The sequence below is a fragment of the Patulibacter brassicae genome, assembly GCF_033949425.1.
Classification (GTDB): Bacteria; Actinomycetota; Thermoleophilia; order Solirubrobacterales; family Solirubrobacteraceae; genus Patulibacter; species Patulibacter brassicae.
In genome coordinates this window covers 42,283-57,766 of record NZ_JAXAVX010000011.1, presented here as the reverse complement: position 1 = coordinate 57,766, position 15,484 = coordinate 42,283, and the positions used below count along the sequence as shown (strand labels likewise).

Below are 15,484 nucleotides of genomic sequence, written 5' to 3'. Positions count from 1 at the left end.
GTCATGAAGAGGCCCGTGCTCCCGCCGGATGTTGCAGTGCGGCCCGGCACGCGCGGCGTTGCCCATGGAGCGCCCGTCCGGCACCGGGCGGGGCGAGGGTCCCGTCAGCCCTCCAACAGCTCGACGTCCCGGTCGCCCGCGAGCGTCATCAGCGCCCGATCGAAGGTCACGATCCGGAGTCCCGCCCGTCGCGCGATCGTCAGGAGCAGCGCGTCGGTCACCTGCCGATGACCGACGATCCGGGGCACGTCCGGGTCCGTGGGCGAGACGCCGTCGGCGAGGAAGCGGTGCCCCGCCGCCGCTCGCATGCGCGCCAGGACGCCGATCGCCGCGCCGACGTCGATCGAATGTGGCAGCACCCGCGGGTTGGAGGAGACGCGCACGAAGCCCGACTCGGTGATCGCGCTCGTCGCCCAACCGCGACGGTGGTGCTCGTCGAACCAGGTCCGGATCGCCACGTGGTGCACGTGCGAGTCCCACGCGAGGGCCACCAGCGCGTTGACGTCCAGCAACGCGCCGTCCACCCGTCCGCCCACCTCAGTCCTCGTCGAGGGCGCGGCGGACCATCTCGGGAGTGATCGGCGTCGAGCCGGCCGGCACGCGGATCACCGGCAGCGGCCCCGCGACATCGACCTTCGCCGGCGTCAGACCGCGCCGGGCCAGCTCCGAGACGACCGCGCCGAGCGACCGGCGCTCGCTCGCGGCCAGCTCGCGGGCGACGGCGACCACGTCGTCGTCGAGCTCGAGCGTCGTCCGCATGCCTTCGATGCTACCGCATCAACGCATCACTTCCGGCGACGTCCGCCGTGACGCGCGTCCTCGTCGGGGGACGCGGCGCCGGGCGACGGCGACGCGCCACGAGTCACCCCGAGACCGGTCCAGACCGTCCGGCGGGGTGCTCGCGCCCGGCGAGCGACCGCGGGTAGGATCGGCCGCGATGAGCCGCCACCCCCGTGACTTCTTCAAGCCGCTCGCCGTCGGGGCGCCGGCGCCGCTGCGCGAGATCCCGGTCCCGCCGTCGCGGATGATCCACTTCTTCGACCCGAGCAACGAGAAGATGCGGGCGAAGCTGCCCGACATCGCCGCGAAGGCGGACATCGTCCTCGGCAACCTCGAGGACGCGGTGCCGATCGACCGCAAGGAGTCCGGGCGCGCCGGTCTCGTCGAGGTCGGCAAGACGCTCGACCTCGGCGGCACGCCCCTCTGGACGCGGATCAACGCCCTCGACAGCCCGTGGGTGCTCGACGACCTCACGACGCTCGTCACCGAGATCGGCGACAAGCTCGACGTCATCATGGTCCCGAAGGTCGAGGGGCCGGAGGACATCCACTACGTCGACCGCCTCGTCGCCCAGCTCGAGGCGCGCGCCGGCATCTCGCGCCCGATCCTCCTCCACGCGATCCTCGAGACCGCCGGCGGCGTCGCGCGCGTCGAGGAGATCGCCAGCGCCTCGCCGCGCATGCAGGGCATCTCGCTCGGCCCGGCCGACCTCGCGGCGTCGCGACGGATGAAGACCACCCGCGTCGGCGGTGGCCATCCCGGCTACGTCTCGATCAGCGACCCGACGGACGCCGAGGACCTCGAGGTCGGCCGCGTCCGCAGCCAGCAGGATCCGTGGCACTACACGATCGGCCGCATGGTCGACGCGTGCGTCGGGGCCGGGATCCTCCCGTTCTACGGGCCCTTCGGCGACATCAAGGACACGGTCGCCTGCGAGGCGCAGTTCCGCGCCGCGTTCATCCTCGGCTGCGTCGGCACCTGGTCGCTGCACCCGGTCCAGATCGGGATCGCGAAGAAGGTCTTCTCGCCCGACCCCGACGAGGTCGCGTTCGCGAAGAAGATCATCGAGGCGATCCCCGACGGCAAGGGCGTCCACATGATCGACGGCAAGATGCAGGACGACGCCTCGTGGAAGCAGGCGAAGGTCCTCGTCGAGCTCGCCGAGCAGCTCGCCGAGGACGACGAGGAGCTGAAGGCCGCCTACGGCTTCTAGCTCCGCGGTCCGCCGGCGGCCCGCGCCGCCGGCGACGCGCCGTCGCGGGCCCGAGCGGGACCGACGGCGCAGCCCGAGCGCGTCGATCGTCACGGTCCGGCGCGCCCGGGAGGGACAGGATCGTCCCATGCTCCACGGAGCCCCCGACCTGCCCACCGCCCGGCCCCTCGCCGTCGTCGCCACGACGCCGCTCGAGGTCGCCGAGGTCCGTCTCGCCGCCGTGCTGCGGCGGCTCGCGGCCGCCGTCGCGGACGAGCTCCCGCAGCGCGCGCCCCGCGCCCGCGTCCTGCAGGCCGAGCGCCGCGTCCGCACGCTGCGGGCGCTGCCCGTGCGCCGGGTCGCCCGCGGCGCGACGGACGTCCGGCTCGACGTCGCCGCGGCGTACGGCCGCCTCGCGGCGGTCTGCCACCGGCTCGGGCTCGAGGACGACTGCGCCGCCGCCCTCGGCCTCGCGGCCGCCGAGCGCCGTGCCGCCCGGGGCTCGCGCGCGGAGGTCGTGCTCCGCCCGCCGGTCCCCGGGTCGGCCGCCGCCGGCCGCCGGCTCGGCGCCGTCCGCGGACCCCGGGGCGCCGGCCGGTGCGGCGCACCGGGACCGTCGCGGGACCGTCGCCCGACCCGGACGCCCGTGCTCGCCGCGGGCGTCCGCGCGTGACAGGCTTGCGCGCGATGTCCGAGTACGACGCGTTCGGCAGGAAGCAGAAGGGCGCCCCGGCCGGATGGGGCGGCGCCCCCGGCACCACCGGCGGGCCGACCGACGGCGGATCATCCGGGTCCGGGCCACGGCCCTCGCGCCCGCCCGGCGGCCGGCCCCCGCGGCGCCGGCGCGGGGGACTCGTCGCGCTCTTCCTCGTCGTCGACCTCGTGATCCTGCTCGGCATCGGAGCGTTCTTCCTCGTCCGCGAGAGCGACCCCGGGAGCGACCGCCCGCTGTTCTCGGGAGGTCCGGGGCAGGCGTCGGCGCCCGACGACGACTCGCTGCTCTCGGCGACCGGGAGCCGGCGGATGCTCGCGCAGCTGCGCGACGCCGCGCGGCCGGGCGAGCGCGTCAGCTCGCTGTCGATCCGCGACGCGTACGCCGTCGCCCGCCTCGCCGACCGCGTCGGCCGGGAGCGGTCGCTGACGTTCCGCGACGGCAAGGACCCGGAGGAGGGCTCCACGACCACCGCGACCGGCGGCGCGATCGAGCCGGCGGCGATCCCCGCCGACGCGGTCCCGCGGCTCGTCGCCGCCGTCGGGCGCGGCATCGGCCCGTCGAGCACCGCGGGCCTGGACTACCTCGTCCTCGACGTCCCGAGCGAGGGCGAGGACGCCGGCTGGTACGCCTACCAGGAGGACGTCCCCGGAACGGCGTCGGAGACCCGCCGGTGGTCGAGCGACCTGGACGGCCGGCACGTCGTGCGCGGCGACGGCGCCCCGGCCCCCGCGCCCGGGCAGGACGGTCCCGTGGTCCAGCCCGCCGGCCTGGAGGGCGCGTCGCTGCTGCGCGGAGCCAACCTGCGCCGGGCGCTCGCCGCCGCCCGCTCCCGGCTGCGGCCCGGCTCGCTCGTCACGAGCGCCGTGGTGCGCCCGACCGAGGTCGCGCTGACGACCCGGCGCGGATGGCGCGAGCAGCGCCTGACCGTCGACGCCGCCCTCGGCGTCCGGCGGTCCGGCACGGGCGAGACGACCCGCCGCATCGGCTCCCCGATCACGCGACTCGACGCGGACGCGCCGGCGCGCGCGATCCGGAAGGTGGACGCGCGCGTCACCGGCGACGTCGTCGCCCGCGTCGACTACGTCGTCTGGTCGCCGCGCGACCCGGTCTTCCCCACGAGCCGCGACACGTGGGGCGTGTATCTCGGCGGCGGGAACCCCGCCACGCGGCTGTGGCGCGCCTCCCGGGACGGGCGGCGCGTGGGACGACCGGGCACCGCCGGCGCTCCGTGAGGCGGGCGCGGGCGCCCCGGGCTGGTTCCGGTGTCCACCCGCGCCTCAACGCGCGTTCGATCAGGAGTCCAACGTCCGTTGAGGGAGGGCGCCGTCGCACGGCCGGGAACGTCCGGACGCCGACTTCAGGCGCATGATGCCTCCTTCCGCCCCACCGGTGGTCCCGACCACCAAGCTGGAGACCGCCGAGCACCGCCTCGCGCAGGATCTCGTCCAGCTCGCCCGCGACCTCGAGCAGCACCCCGAGCTCGTCCGCTTCGACGAGACTCACGTCCGGATCGACGAGCGCCGCGTCGTCGGCTACCGCGGCCTGCCGTGCGCGCGCGTCGCCACCGGCCCGCACGACACCCGCTGGCAGCTCGCCGAGGCCTACGACCGCCTCGCCGCCGCCTACGCCAACGCCGGCCGCGCGAAGCTCGCCGCCGCCGCCCGCGAGCGCGCCGCGATCGAGCGCGCCGCCGTCGAGACCTGCTGAGCGGGGCCACCGCCCCGTCCGGCTCCGCCGAGCCGTCGCGCGCCCGCCGGTCCGTCCGCCGGCACCGCGCCCCGCTCGCTCGCCGTCGCCTGGCAGGATCCCCGGCGATGAGCGCCTACGGATCCACCCCCGCGCGCCCCCTGCGGCCGCGACGCACCTGCCACTCCGTGCCGGGATCGAGCGAGAAGTTCCTCGCGAAGGCCCCGACGCTCGCGGCCGACCAGGTGTTCCTCGACCTCGAGGACTCCGTCGCCCCGAGCGAGAAGGAGTCCGCCCGCGGTCAGGTCATCCGCGCCCTGCGGGAGCTCGAGTTCCCCGAGGGCAAGACCGTCGTCTACCGCGTGAACGGCACCGACACGCCGTTCTTCTACCGCGACCTCATCGACGTCGTCGAGGAGGTCGGCGACAAGATCCACGCGGTCATGCTGCCGAAGGTCCAGGAGGCCGGCGACATCGCGCTCGCCGACAAGCTCCTGACGCAGATCGAGCTCGCGAAGGGCCTCGAGGTCGGCCGCATCGGCATCGAGGCGCAGGTCGAGGACGCCAAGGGCCTCGTGAACGTCGAGGCGATCACCACCGCGTCGCAGCGGATGGAGACGATCATCTTCGGCCCCGGCGACTACTCCGCCGCGATCGGCATCCCGATCACCCAGATCGGCGGCGCGCCGGAGGGCTACCCCGGCGACCACCTGAACTACCTGTACTCCCGGCTCGTCGTCGCCGCCCGCGCCGCCGGTATCCAGGCGATCGACGGCCCCTACGCCGCGTTCAAGGACGAGGACGGCCTGCGGGAGCGCACGCGCCTCGTCCGCGCCCTGGGCCTCGACGGCAAGTGGACGATCCACCCCGCGCAGATCGAGGTCGTGAACGAGATCTTCACCCCCACGCGCGAGACGTGGGAGAAGGCCGAGGCGATGCTGCGCGCCTACGACGAGGCGACCGCCGCCGGCTCCGGCGCGGCGATCTTCGAGGGCGAGATGGTCGACGAGGCCAACCGCAAGATGGCCGAGCGCATCGCCGGTCAGGGTCGCGCGGCCGGCTACGACGCCTGACCGAGGCCGCCGCACGAGCGGCGAGCCACGTTCGGCACGCGACGCCCCGCCCCGCGCAGCGGCGGGGCGTTTCGCGCCGCGGGGCGCGGGTAGCCCTCGGGACGGATCGTCTCCGCTCCCGAAGGAGGAGTCCCCCGGATGGGGCGCTCATGCAGCTCTTCAAGCGGTACCTCACCCTCGACGCCGCGGACGAGTCGGAGCTCGCGTGGGTCGTCGCGCGCCTTCCAGTCCGCGTCCGGATCGCGATGCTCGACGGACTCCGGAACGAGCGGATCATCGCCGGCGCGTACGTGGACGGACGTGGCGGCATCTGCCCGATGCTCGCGGCGCACCGTCATGGCGCGCGCGTGACCCGGCTGGAGTTCGCCGACACGTGGGACGCCTTCGTCGCCGGCACCCGCCGCGGACGACCCGCGAGCCCGACCGAGGTCGACGCTCTCGCCCACGCGCTGCGGCGCAGCCTCGAGCGCGAGCTGCGGTCGCCCGTCGGCGGCACGCGCCCGGACGCGTGCGCGCGCGTCGACGAGCCGCCCCTCGCCGACGCGCGACCCCCGGCGCTCCTCCGCTGAGCCCCGGCGTCGGTGCGCGCCGCCGGGGGCGCGTCCTACATCCCGGTGCGCTTCAGCAGCGGCAGGAGCACCGAGCGCGGCGTCCAGCGGCCGCCGAGCGCGGCGGCCTTCACCGGGACGCCCGGGACGACGACGCGCTGCCCCTTCTCGAGGCCCTCGACGGCCTCGCGGGCGACCTTGTCGCTCGTCTGCCACATCACCGGGATCGCGCTGGCGCCCTTGGCCCCGCCGGCGACCTCCCAGAACTCGGTCTTCACCGGTCCGGGGCAGAGCGTCGTGACGGTCACGCCCTTCGAGCCGACCTCCTCGTGCAGCGCCTCGCCGAGGGCGAGGACGAACGCCTTGGTGGCCGCGTAGTCGCTCATGCCCACGAGCGGCTGGAAGGCGGCGATCGAGCCGAGCAGCAGGACCGCGCCGGCGCCGCGCTCGACCATGCCGGGCAGCACGGCGCGCGCGAGGTGGTGGACGGCCTCGACGTTCAGCCGGACCATCTGCTCCTGACGCTCCGCCTCGAGCTCGATGAAGCGCCCGGAGAGGCCGTAGCCGGCGTTGTTCAGCAGGACGTCGACCTCCAGCCCGAGGCCCGCGATCCGCTCGAGCAGGTCGACGCGCCCGTCGCGCTCGGAGAGGTCGGCGGGCAGGACGTCGACCCGGATCCCGAACTCCTCGCGCAGCTCCGCGGCGACCTCCTCCAGCCGCTCGACCCGCCGCGCGACGAGGATCAGGCCGTGTCCGCGGCGCGCGAGCTCGCGCGAGAGGTCGATGCCGATGCCGGACGAGGCGCCGGTGACCAGGGCGGCGCCATCGGGCCGCGGATCGGGAAGGCTCATGGCGCGACCCTACCGCCGGTCGGGCGTGCCGCGGGGACGCGGGTTCCGCCCTGCCTCCCCGGGAGGGGGTCCTCGGCGGAACCGGCGTCGCGCGCCCGATCAGTGCGAGTACTTCGCGCGCTGGCCCTCGCCCTTGGCCGCCGTCTTCGCGACGACCTGGCCGATGAGCTTCAGGTACTGGTCGACGCCATGGGCCTTGAACCGGCCGGTGTTCCAGGCGCGGATCCACGTCTTGACGTCCGCCTCGAGCAGGTCGTTCAGGACGTCGCGACGGATCTCGAGCGTCACCCGGGCGTCCGGCGCGAGCTCCTTCGTGACCTTCGGGCCCGGCATCTCGACCCGGATGAGCTGTACGTCGCGTCCGCCGTGGACCTCGGCGAGCGCGACGAGCTTCAGCGGCTTCAGCGCGGGGACCTGCGCGAGCAGGTGCGTGATCGCGCGCTCGACCGCCGTCCGGGAATCGAGATTCGACATGACGGCACCCTACCCGTGCGGGTACCCGGCCCGGCCGTGGCAGGGCGCGCGCGGGCCGGGTTCGCGCCTCGCGTAGCCTCCGGCGGGTGCCCGAGCTGCCCGAGGTCGAGTCCGCCCGCGCCCTGGCGGAGCGCTGGGCGGTCGGGCGGGAGATCGTCGACGTCGAGGACGCCGACGAGTGGGTCTGCCGGCCGCACCCGCCGGGCGAGATCGCCGAGGCCGTCCGCGGGCGCACGGTCACCGGCGTCGGGCGGATCGGCAAGTCGCTCTGGCTCGAGCTCGACGACGACCATCGGCTCGGGCTGCACCTCGGGATGGCCGGGCGCCTCGTGGGTCTCGCCCCGGAGGGCGCGGGACCCGACGGCGACGGCGCGGCCGAGGCGGCGGGCGATCCGCTGAGCGCCGCCGAGCGCACCGCCTGGTCGATGCCGGTGCGCACCGGCTCGGCCGACGCCGCGCGGGCGGCGCTCACCGAGCTGCCGGGCGAGACGAGCTGGACGCGGTTCGCGCTGGATCTCGACGACGGCTCGCGCCTCCTCCTGTTCGACAAGCGCCGGCTGGCCCGCGTGCGCCTGGACCCGGACCTCTCGAAGCTCGGCCCCGACGCCCTCACGATCGACGCCGCGACGTTCGCCGAGCGCGTGGGCCGCGGGGCGCTGCCGCTGAAGGCCCGGCTCATGGACCAGGCGACGATCGCCGGGATCGGCAACCTCCTCTGCGACGAGCTGCTCTGGCAGGCCGCGCAGCCCCCGCTGCGCCCCGCCGAGGACGTCTCCCCCGCCGAGCTCGCCGACCTGCACGCGACGACGGTCGCCTGCACGCGCGAGGCGATCGCCCGCGGCGGCGTGCACCTCGGCGACGTCATCCCCTACCGCCGCAAGGGCGAGCACTGCCCGCGCTGCGGCGCGGCGATGGTCCGGGCGACCGTCGGCGGCCGCACGACCTGGTGGTGCTCGGAGGAGCAGGCCTGGCCCTAGCCGGCTCGGGCACCGCGCGACCTGCGAGGCTCCGGGGCGTGTCGCACGACGCGCCGACGCCCGCCCCCGCCCCGCGCCCCGGCGACCCGCCCGGCCGCGGAGACCGCCTGCTCGTCCTCTTCGACGCGAACTGCGGCTTCTGCCTCAGCGGCCGCGACCTGCTGCGCCGCTGGGACCGCGGACGGCGGCTGACCGACGACCTCATCCAGCGCCACGCCGACGGCCTGCTCGCCGACCTGCCGGAGGAGCAGCGGCTGGCGAGCTGGCACGTCGTGCACCCCGACGGCCGGCGCGAGTCCGCCGGCGACGCCCTGCGCGCCGTGCTGGAGCGCCTGCCCGGTGCGGCGCCCGCCGCCTGGGTGGCCCGGCGGCTGCCGGGACCCACGGACCGCGCCTACCGGTGGATGGCCGGCCATCGCACGGCGATCTCGCGGGCGCTGCGCACGCAGGGCCACCCCGAGCGCGGCCGCTGGTAGCCGCCCGACCGCGTCCCGCCGGCGCCGCACGGCCGACGGACCCGGCGCAGCGCGACGACCGCGGCGGGGAGCTCGGCGGCGGCCTCGTGGCCGGCCACCGGCGAGGAGGCCGCCCGTCAGCCACCAGGCGCGGCGACGCCGTCGACGACCAGGTCGACGACGGACGTGCGCGCGCGCTCGGCCGGCCAGCGGTGCCCGAGCCGCAGGTGCCGATAGGTCCAGCCGGTGGCGTTGAAGAGCAGCGTCGCCGACGCGAGGGGGTCCTCCGTCCGCAGCGTGCCGTCGACCACGCCGTCCTCGAGGATCCGGCGCAGGCCGTCGGTGAACGTCGCGCGCGTGAGGACCGGGCCGTCGCCCGGGTCGTGGAAGACCTCCTCCAGGCCCTCGCCGAGCGCGTGGAGCACGCCGAGCGACCGCTCGTCGACCTCGCAGACCGCCGTCAGCGCCATCCGCAGGCGCGTGCGACCGTCGGCCCGCGCCACGAGCGCGGGCAGGAGCGCCTCCCGGTACTCGCGCTCCAGCAGGCCGGCGAGCTGCCGCAGCAGCTCGTCCTTGCCGATGCCGCGGCGGTGCAGCGTCATCCGCGACAGGCCCGCCGCCGTCGCGAGCTCCGCGACGGTGACCGCGTGCCACGGACGGTCGCCGAGCGCGTCGCGCAGCCGCCGCAGGCGCTCCTCGTCCAGGACGGCGTCAGGCATGGTCCGTCAGATGCCAGGCGTCGACGGCGACGTGCGCCCGCCACCGGCCGTCCGTGCGGTCGACCGCGACCGGCAGGCCGAAGCACGCGCCGACCGGCTCGGAGCGCAGCACCTCGCCCACCGGACCGGCGGCGACGATCCGCCCGCCGCGCAGCAGGAGCGCGTGGGTCGTCGTCGGCGGGATCTCCTCGAGGTGGTGCGTCACGGTCACCGTCGGCAGGTCGGGGCGCGCCGCGGCACTGGCCGCGAGCGCGCCGACGAGGCGCTCGCGCGAGGGCAGGTCCAGCCCGGCCGCCGGCTCGTCGAGCAGCAGCAGCTCCGGGCCCGTGCCTCCCCGGCCGACGAGCGCCCGGGCGAGGAGCAGGCGCTGGCGCTCGCCCTGCGAGCAGTCCTCGTAGCGGCGGATCGCCAGCGGCTCGGCGCCGACGAGGGCCAGCGCGGCCCGAACGTGCTCGTCGTGCTCGGGGCGCAGCCGGCGCGGCTGCAGGGCGATGCTGCCGAAGATCCCGGTCAGCACGACCTCGTGGCCGCTGAGCGACGGTCGCAGCGCGCGGGCGGTCGCCGCGTCCACGAGGCCGATCCGCTCGCGGAGGTCGCGCAGGTCCACGCCGCCGACGCGCGCGCCGAGGACCTCGACGCGTCCGCTCGTCGGCTGCATCCCGCCGCCGGCGAGCCGCAGCAGCGTGCTCTTGCCCGCGCCGTTGGGGCCGAGCACCACCCACTGCTCGCCCGGCGCGACCGTCCAGTCGATCCCGTCGAGGAGCAGCAACGGCCGGCCGTCGCGGCCGTGGCGGCGCACGAGCACGTCGCGCAGGCGCAGGGCGTCGGGAGCCATGCCGGCGATGGTACATCCATGTCACATCGAGTGACGCGAACGTCACTGCGGAGCGCCGTCCCTCCTCATGCGATCCTCACCGACGCCGTGCCGGGGAGCCGTAGGGTCCGCCGCATGCTCATCGTGACGACGAACGACGTCCCCGGCCACCGCGTGGAGGAGGTCCTCGGCGAGGTCTTCGGCCTCACCGTTCGCTCCCGCAACGTCGGCTCGAACATCGGCGCCGGCTTCAAGTCGCTCGTCGGCGGGGAGCTGAAGGGCATCACGAAGATGCTCCACGACAGCCGCCAGGAGGCGCTCGAGCGCCTCTCGGAGGAGGCCGCGGCGAAGGGCGCCAACGCGGTCCTCGCCTTCCGGTTCGAGGCGAACGAGTACGCCTCGACCGGCACGGAGATCTGCGCCTACGGCACCGCCGTGCGCATCGCGCCCGCCTGATCCAGAGCCGGCGACGCAGGGCGCCGGCCGCACCGCCGACGACCGCGCGGCGTCAGGCCGTCGCCAGCGCGGTGCCCGCGCGCTGCCGGATCGGCACCACCTCGTCGAGCACGACCCGACCGGCGATCCGGACCCGCGACCCCGCGACCGGCTCGCCGGTGATGATCGAGCCCCGCCCCTGGCGGATCGTCACCGCGCGGTCGAGCTCGGCGACGAGGCGCAGCGCCGCGGCGCCGGTCGCCTCGTCCTCCGGGACGCCGACGCCGTCGGCGAAGACCCGCGAGCGCACGAGCCCGGCGTCCTCGTCCTGCCAGGCCCAGGCGTCGAGGTGGACGTCGGTCCCGCGCGGGACGGCGAGGCCGTCGACGTCCTCGGCGGTGGCGTGCTCGATGAGCACGAACGGCGGGGCATCGGCAGGATCGGCCTCGATCCACGCGCCGTCGGCGTCGGCGCCGGTGGGCACCTCGCCCGCCGGCGGCCGCAGCGTCCGGGTGCGGATCCCCTCGCGGCGCAGCAGCCAGGAGGTCCCGACGAGGGGATGCCCGGCGAGCCGCAGCTCGACGGAGGGGGTGTAGATCCGCAGGCGAGCCGTGGCCGCGTCGTCGACGAAGACCGTCTCCGCGTAGCCGAGCTCGGCCGCGACGGCCTGCCGGCGCTCGGGCTCGGGGATCGCCGCGCCGTCGAGCACGACGCCGAGCGGGTTGCCGTGCTGGCCGCGCTCGTCGGTGAAGACGCGCAGGACGTGGAGCGTCGGCTCGGCCATCGCCTCACGCTACCGCCCGCGATCCCGCGTCGGGGCAGAACCGTCGCGCGGCGCGCCCGGGGCGGGACCGGACCGCCGCGCCGTCCTCGCCCCGCACCGACCCGGGAACGACGACGGGCGCCGGAGGGTCGACCCCCAGCGCCCGTCGCGGACGTGCCCGGCCACCGGCCGGGTCGCGCGTCGCTCAGATCGCGTAGCGCTTCAGCAGGCCCTTCGCGATGCCCATCCGCTGGATGTCGGAGGTGCCCTCGCCGATGAGCAGCAGCGGCGCGTCGCGGTAGATGCGCTCGATCTCGTACTCCTTCGAGAACCCGAAGCCGCCGTGGATCCGCAGCGACTCCTCGGCGTTCTTGTGGCCCGCCTCGGAGGCGGCGAGCTTCGCCATCGCGGCCTCGGTGTCGGAGCGCTCGCCCTTGTCCTTCAGCTCGGCGGCGCGGTAGGTCAGCAGCCGGGCCGCCTCGACGCGGGTGTACATGTCGGCGAGCTTCTCCTGCACGAGCTGGTGCTGGGCGATCGGCTTGCCGAACGTCTCGCGCTCCTGGGCGTAGCGGACGGCGAGCTCGAAGGCGCGCTGCGCGACGCCGACGCCGCGCGCCGCGACGTTCACCCGGCCGACCTCGAGCGAGTCCATCATCTGCTTGAAGCCGTTGTTCAGGCCGGCCTCGCCGCCGAGGATCTGGTCCGCGGAGAGCTTGTAGCCGTTGAAGACGAGCTCCGTGGACTCGACGCCCTTGTAGCCCATCTTCTTGATCTTCGGCGGGACCTCGAAGCCGGCGTAGTCGCCCGTGTTGACCTCGACGCCCGGCTCCTTCTCGCAGATGAAGCACGTCATGCCCTTGTACTTCGGCGACGCCGTCGGGTCGGTGACGACGAGGACGAAGACGAGGCCGCTCATGAGGCCGTTGGTGACCCACAGCTTCTGGCCGTTGATCTCGTAGCGGCCGTCGTCGAGCTTCGTCGCGGCGGTCTTGATCGCCTGGACGTCCGAGCCGCAGTGCGGCTCCGACAGCGAGAACGCGGCGCGCAGCTCGCCCGTCGCCATCTGGGGCAGGTACTTCTGCTTCTGCTCCTCGGTGCCGAACTTCATCAGCAGGTACGCGCCGATGAAGTGCGTGTTGATGATGCCCGGGATCGAGATCCAGCCGCGGGCGAGCTCCTCGGCGATCCGCGCGTAGGTCTGGAGGTCGAGGCCGAGACCGCCGTACTCCTCCGGCAGCGTGACGCCGAACAGGCCGAGCTCCTTCAGGCCCTCGACGATCGGCTCCGGCCACGTGTCCGTGGCGTCGTAGTGCTCGGCCTGCGGGATGACCTGCTCGTCCGTGAACTGCCGGACGAGCGAGACGATCTCCTCGCGGACCTCTGGATCGGTGGGCTCGGCGGAGAAGGCGGTGGCCATGGTCGACGCTCCGGTCGGGGATGGACGACGCGTCCCCACGGCGGCACGCGGCCGCCGGGACGCGAAGGGAGGCCCAGCAGGATAGCCCGGCCCGCCATTCGGTACCCGCCCGACCGGGTGGTCCAATCCCCGCCGCCCGCCGGCACCTGGCGTTGACACGCCGTCACGCTCGTGGCCACCCGTCGCGCGCGACCGGGACGCCACCCCGCACGGCGGGCGGGCACCGCGCGACCTCGGCCCGGCGCCGCCCGCGTGGGACGATGGTCGCGTGGTCGCCCCCGCCGCCCTCCGCGCCTCCCGGCCCCGGATCGGCCTGACCGCCGCGATCGAGACGGCCCGCTACGGGGCGTGGGAGCAGCCGACCGCGCTGCTGCCGCTGGACTACGTGAGCGCCGTCCGCCGGGCCGGCGGCCGGCCGGTCCTGCTCGTGCCCGACGAGGATCCGGCGGCGGCTCTCGACGACCTCGACGCCCTCGTCCTGACGGGAGGCGCGGACCTCGACCCCGCCACGTACGGCGCGCCCCGCGATCCCGCGACGGGCCCGGCGCAGCCGGAGCGCGACGCCTTCGAGCGGGCGCTGACGCGCGACGCGATCGACCGCGACCTCCCGCTGCTGGCGATCTGCCGCGGCGTGCAGATCGCGGCGGTCGCCGCCGGCGGGACGCTGCACCAGCACCTGCCCGACTTCCTCGCCGCTCGCGGCGACGCGGACCCGGAGCGCCACCGCCGGCACGCCGGGACGCTCGACGAGCGCAACGCCCACCCCGTCGAGCTCGTCCCCGGCTCGCTCGCCGCTCGGGCGTGCGAGGACGCGACCCGCACGACCGTGCGCTCGCACCACCACCAGGCGGTCGCCGAGGCCGGCGACGGGTGGATCGTGACGGGACGCTCGCTCGACGACGGGGTGATCGAGGCGATCGAGCGCCCCGACCGGCGCTTCTGCCTCGGCGTCCAGTGGCACCCCGAGGGCGACCCGGCCACGACGCTCTTCGCCGCCCTCGTCGCGGCCGCCCGGGCGGCGCCGCCGCAGCGTCCGGCGGGCGGGGACCGGACCTCGAGCGAGCGGACCGATGAGTCCGCCGAGTCGCGACCGTCACCACGACCATGACCGATGCGCGGGAGACGACGGCGTGCGCCGGCTGACGTTCGGGATGAACGTCAGCCTCGACGGCTACGTCGCGGCGCCCGGGGACGACCTCGGCTGGAGCGTGCCGAGCGACGAGCTCTTCGCGTGGTGGTCCGATCGCGTGGCGGCAACGGGGCTCGCCCTCTACGGGCGCCGGCTGTGGGAGGCGATGAGCGGGCACTGGACGACGGCCGACGAGCAGCCCGGGGCGTCGCCCGCGCACGTCGCTTACGCCCGCCGCTGGCGCGCCATGCCGAAGGTCGTGTTCTCCTCGACGCTCGGCGCGCTCGGCGGCGACGCCCGCCTGGTCACCGGCGACGCCGTGGCCGAGATCGTGCGGCTGAAGGCGCAGGACGGCGGACCGATGGACATCGCCGGCGCGACGCTCGCCGCCGCGGCGATGCGCGCCGGGCTCGTCGACGAGTACGCCATCGTCACCCACCCGGTGCTCCTGGGCAGCGGCGCGCCGTGCTTCCCGGCGCTGCCGCGCTGGCAGGAGCTCGAGCTCGTGGAGACCCGGGCGTTCCCCGACGGCGTGCTCCTGACGCGGTACGCCACCCGGCGCTGAGCGCCGGGCGGTCGCCCGCGCCGCCTAGCGGACGCCGAGGAGGTCGACGACGAAGACGAGCGTCTCGTCGGGCGGGATGACGCCCGGCACGCCGCGCTTGCCGTAGCCGAGCATCGGCGGGATCGTGATCCGACGGCGGCCGCCGACCTTCATCCCGGCGACGCCCTCGTCCCAGCCCTGGATGACCTGCCCGCGGCCGAGCGGGAACTTGAAGGTCTGCCCGCGATCCCAGGACGCGTCGAACTGGTCGCCCGTGGACCAGGCGACCCCGACGTAGTGGACCTCGACGATCTGCCCCTTCGCCGCCTCGTCGCCATCGCCGACGACGAGGTCGTCGAGCTCGAGCTGGTAGGACGGCGCGGTGTCCGCGGGGATCTCGACGGTCGGCTTCTCGCTCATGGCCCGCGACGCTACCGGTCGGCCGGGGCCGACCCGCCCGAGGTAGCGTGGCGTCCATGCCCGGGCACGACGACGAGCTGGTCTGGTCGAGCGACGGTGGCGATCGCCGCCGTGGCCGCGGCGGCTCGGGCGGCGACGCGCCGGGACCGCGCGGCGGCGGTGGTCGCGGACGCGGCCGGGACGCGGCGCGCGGGAGCGCGGGTTCGCGACGCCCCGCGACGGGCTCGGGCCGCGCGAAGGTCCGCCGCGAGGTCGCCGGCCGGCGCGGCAAGGGCGTGACGACGGTCTCCGAGCTCCCGCTCGACGACGACGCGATCCGCGCGCTCGCCGGCCGGCTGAAGAAGCGCTGCGGGGTCGGCGGCTCGGCGAAGGACGGCGTCATCGAGCTGCAGGGCGACCACCGCGAGACGGTGATGGCGGTCCTCGAGGCCGAGGGCATCGACGCCGTCCTGGCCGGCGGCTGACCGCCCGCACGACGGGTCCCGCCGCCCG

At 75.7% G+C, this 15,484-nt stretch carries 21 protein-coding genes; 12 read left to right on the top strand and 9 right to left on the bottom strand.

Features of this window, described 5'->3' with window-relative positions:
• Nucleotides 1-104: 104 nt before the first annotated feature.
• A complete protein-coding gene (locus SK069_RS16335) occupies nt 105-536 on the bottom strand; it encodes a TA system VapC family ribonuclease toxin (RefSeq protein WP_319955316.1) in 432 nt (143 codons plus the stop codon).
• 1 nt (nt 537) lies between these two features.
• On the bottom strand, nt 538-759 hold the full coding sequence (locus SK069_RS16330) for a hypothetical protein (protein ID WP_319955315.1): 222 nt from the start codon (nt 757-759) through the stop codon (nt 538-540).
• Between the two features lie 178 nt (nt 760-937).
• Between SK069_RS16330 and SK069_RS16325 the strand changes: the two genes are divergently transcribed.
• The 6 genes from SK069_RS16325 to SK069_RS16300 all read left to right on the top strand — a co-directional run bounded on the left by SK069_RS16325 (nt 938) and on the right by SK069_RS16300 (nt 6,015).
• Nucleotides 938-1,993: an HpcH/HpaI aldolase/citrate lyase family protein gene (locus SK069_RS16325; RefSeq protein ID WP_319955314.1), complete on the top strand. Its 1,056-nt coding sequence runs from the start codon at nt 938-940 to the stop codon at nt 1,991-1,993.
• A gap of 127 nt (nt 1,994-2,120) precedes the next feature.
• Nucleotides 2,121-2,645 (top strand): hypothetical protein, encoded by a 525-nt coding sequence (locus SK069_RS16320; protein WP_319955313.1) that lies wholly within the window; start codon nt 2,121-2,123, stop codon nt 2,643-2,645.
• Nucleotides 2,646-2,659: 14 nt separating this feature from the next.
• A complete protein-coding gene (locus tag SK069_RS16315; RefSeq protein WP_319955312.1) occupies nt 2,660-3,919 on the top strand; it encodes a hypothetical protein in 1,260 nt (419 codons plus the stop codon).
• Between the two features lie 157 nt (nt 3,920-4,076).
• Complete coding sequence (locus tag SK069_RS16310) at nt 4,077-4,394, top strand: hypothetical protein (RefSeq protein WP_319955311.1); 318 nt, start codon at nt 4,077-4,079, stop codon at nt 4,392-4,394.
• Between the two features lie 107 nt (nt 4,395-4,501).
• The gene (locus SK069_RS16305; RefSeq protein ID WP_319955310.1) at nt 4,502-5,446 is read left to right on the top strand and encodes an HpcH/HpaI aldolase/citrate lyase family protein; all 945 of its coding nucleotides are present in this window, start codon (nt 4,502-4,504) and stop codon (nt 5,444-5,446) included.
• A gap of 149 nt (nt 5,447-5,595) precedes the next feature.
• Nucleotides 5,596-6,015, top strand: coding sequence for a hypothetical protein (locus SK069_RS16300; protein WP_319955309.1), 420 nt, complete (start codon nt 5,596-5,598; stop codon nt 6,013-6,015).
• 35 nt (nt 6,016-6,050) lie between these two features.
• On the opposite strand, the gene SK069_RS16295 is transcribed toward SK069_RS16300, so the two are convergent.
• Nucleotides 6,051-6,845, bottom strand: coding sequence for an SDR family NAD(P)-dependent oxidoreductase (locus SK069_RS16295; protein WP_319955308.1), 795 nt, complete (start codon nt 6,843-6,845; stop codon nt 6,051-6,053).
• Nucleotides 6,846-6,944: 99 nt separating this feature from the next.
• Nucleotides 6,945-7,319 (bottom strand): hypothetical protein, encoded by a 375-nt coding sequence (locus SK069_RS16290; protein WP_319955307.1) that lies wholly within the window; start codon nt 7,317-7,319, stop codon nt 6,945-6,947.
• Between the two features lie 86 nt (nt 7,320-7,405).
• Here SK069_RS16290 and SK069_RS16285 point away from each other — a divergent pair, with 86 nt between their 5' ends.
• The gene (locus SK069_RS16285; protein ID WP_319955306.1) at nt 7,406-8,296 is read left to right on the top strand and encodes an Fpg/Nei family DNA glycosylase; all 891 of its coding nucleotides are present in this window, start codon (nt 7,406-7,408) and stop codon (nt 8,294-8,296) included.
• 38 nt (nt 8,297-8,334) lie between these two features.
• Nucleotides 8,335-8,772 (top strand): thiol-disulfide oxidoreductase DCC family protein, encoded by a 438-nt coding sequence (locus SK069_RS16280; protein ID WP_319955305.1) that lies wholly within the window; start codon nt 8,335-8,337, stop codon nt 8,770-8,772.
• A 116-nt stretch (nt 8,773-8,888) separates the two neighbouring features.
• Here the strand turns inward: SK069_RS16280 and SK069_RS16275 are convergent, their stop codons facing one another.
• Nucleotides 8,889-9,470: a TetR/AcrR family transcriptional regulator gene (locus SK069_RS16275; protein ID WP_319955304.1), complete on the bottom strand. Its 582-nt coding sequence runs from the start codon at nt 9,468-9,470 to the stop codon at nt 8,889-8,891.
• Nucleotides 9,463-10,305, bottom strand: coding sequence for an ABC transporter ATP-binding protein (locus SK069_RS16270; protein ID WP_319955303.1), 843 nt, complete (start codon nt 10,303-10,305; stop codon nt 9,463-9,465). Before SK069_RS16270 ends, SK069_RS16275 begins: the two co-directional genes overlap by 8 nt.
• A gap of 114 nt (nt 10,306-10,419) precedes the next feature.
• Between SK069_RS16270 and SK069_RS16265 the strand changes: the two genes are divergently transcribed.
• Entirely contained in the window at nt 10,420-10,740 is a 321-nt protein-coding gene (locus SK069_RS16265) for a YbjQ family protein (RefSeq protein ID WP_319955302.1), read from the top strand.
• Between the two features lie 52 nt (nt 10,741-10,792).
• Here the strand turns inward: SK069_RS16265 and SK069_RS16260 are convergent, their stop codons facing one another.
• Both SK069_RS16260 and SK069_RS16255 read right to left on the bottom strand, forming a co-directional pair.
• Complete coding sequence (locus SK069_RS16260) at nt 10,793-11,503, bottom strand: PhzF family phenazine biosynthesis protein (protein ID WP_319955301.1); 711 nt, start codon at nt 11,501-11,503, stop codon at nt 10,793-10,795.
• 184 nt (nt 11,504-11,687) lie between these two features.
• On the bottom strand, nt 11,688-12,899 hold the full coding sequence (locus SK069_RS16255; protein WP_319955300.1) for an acyl-CoA dehydrogenase family protein: 1,212 nt from the start codon (nt 12,897-12,899) through the stop codon (nt 11,688-11,690).
• Between the two features lie 268 nt (nt 12,900-13,167).
• Between SK069_RS16255 and SK069_RS16250 the strand changes: the two genes are divergently transcribed.
• Both SK069_RS16250 and SK069_RS16245 read left to right on the top strand, forming a co-directional pair.
• Complete coding sequence (locus SK069_RS16250; RefSeq protein WP_319955299.1) at nt 13,168-14,007, top strand: gamma-glutamyl-gamma-aminobutyrate hydrolase family protein; 840 nt, start codon at nt 13,168-13,170, stop codon at nt 14,005-14,007.
• A gap of 22 nt (nt 14,008-14,029) precedes the next feature.
• Nucleotides 14,030-14,593 (top strand): dihydrofolate reductase family protein, encoded by a 564-nt coding sequence (locus SK069_RS16245; RefSeq protein WP_319955298.1) that lies wholly within the window; start codon nt 14,030-14,032, stop codon nt 14,591-14,593.
• Between the two features lie 24 nt (nt 14,594-14,617).
• Here the strand turns inward: SK069_RS16245 and SK069_RS16240 are convergent, their stop codons facing one another.
• Nucleotides 14,618-14,992: an FKBP-type peptidyl-prolyl cis-trans isomerase gene (locus tag SK069_RS16240; protein ID WP_319955297.1), complete on the bottom strand. Its 375-nt coding sequence runs from the start codon at nt 14,990-14,992 to the stop codon at nt 14,618-14,620.
• Between the two features lie 56 nt (nt 14,993-15,048).
• Between SK069_RS16240 and SK069_RS16235 the strand changes: the two genes are divergently transcribed.
• Nucleotides 15,049-15,456: a translation initiation factor gene (locus SK069_RS16235; RefSeq protein ID WP_319955296.1), complete on the top strand. Its 408-nt coding sequence runs from the start codon at nt 15,049-15,051 to the stop codon at nt 15,454-15,456.
• Nucleotides 15,457-15,484: the final 28 nt, after the last annotated feature.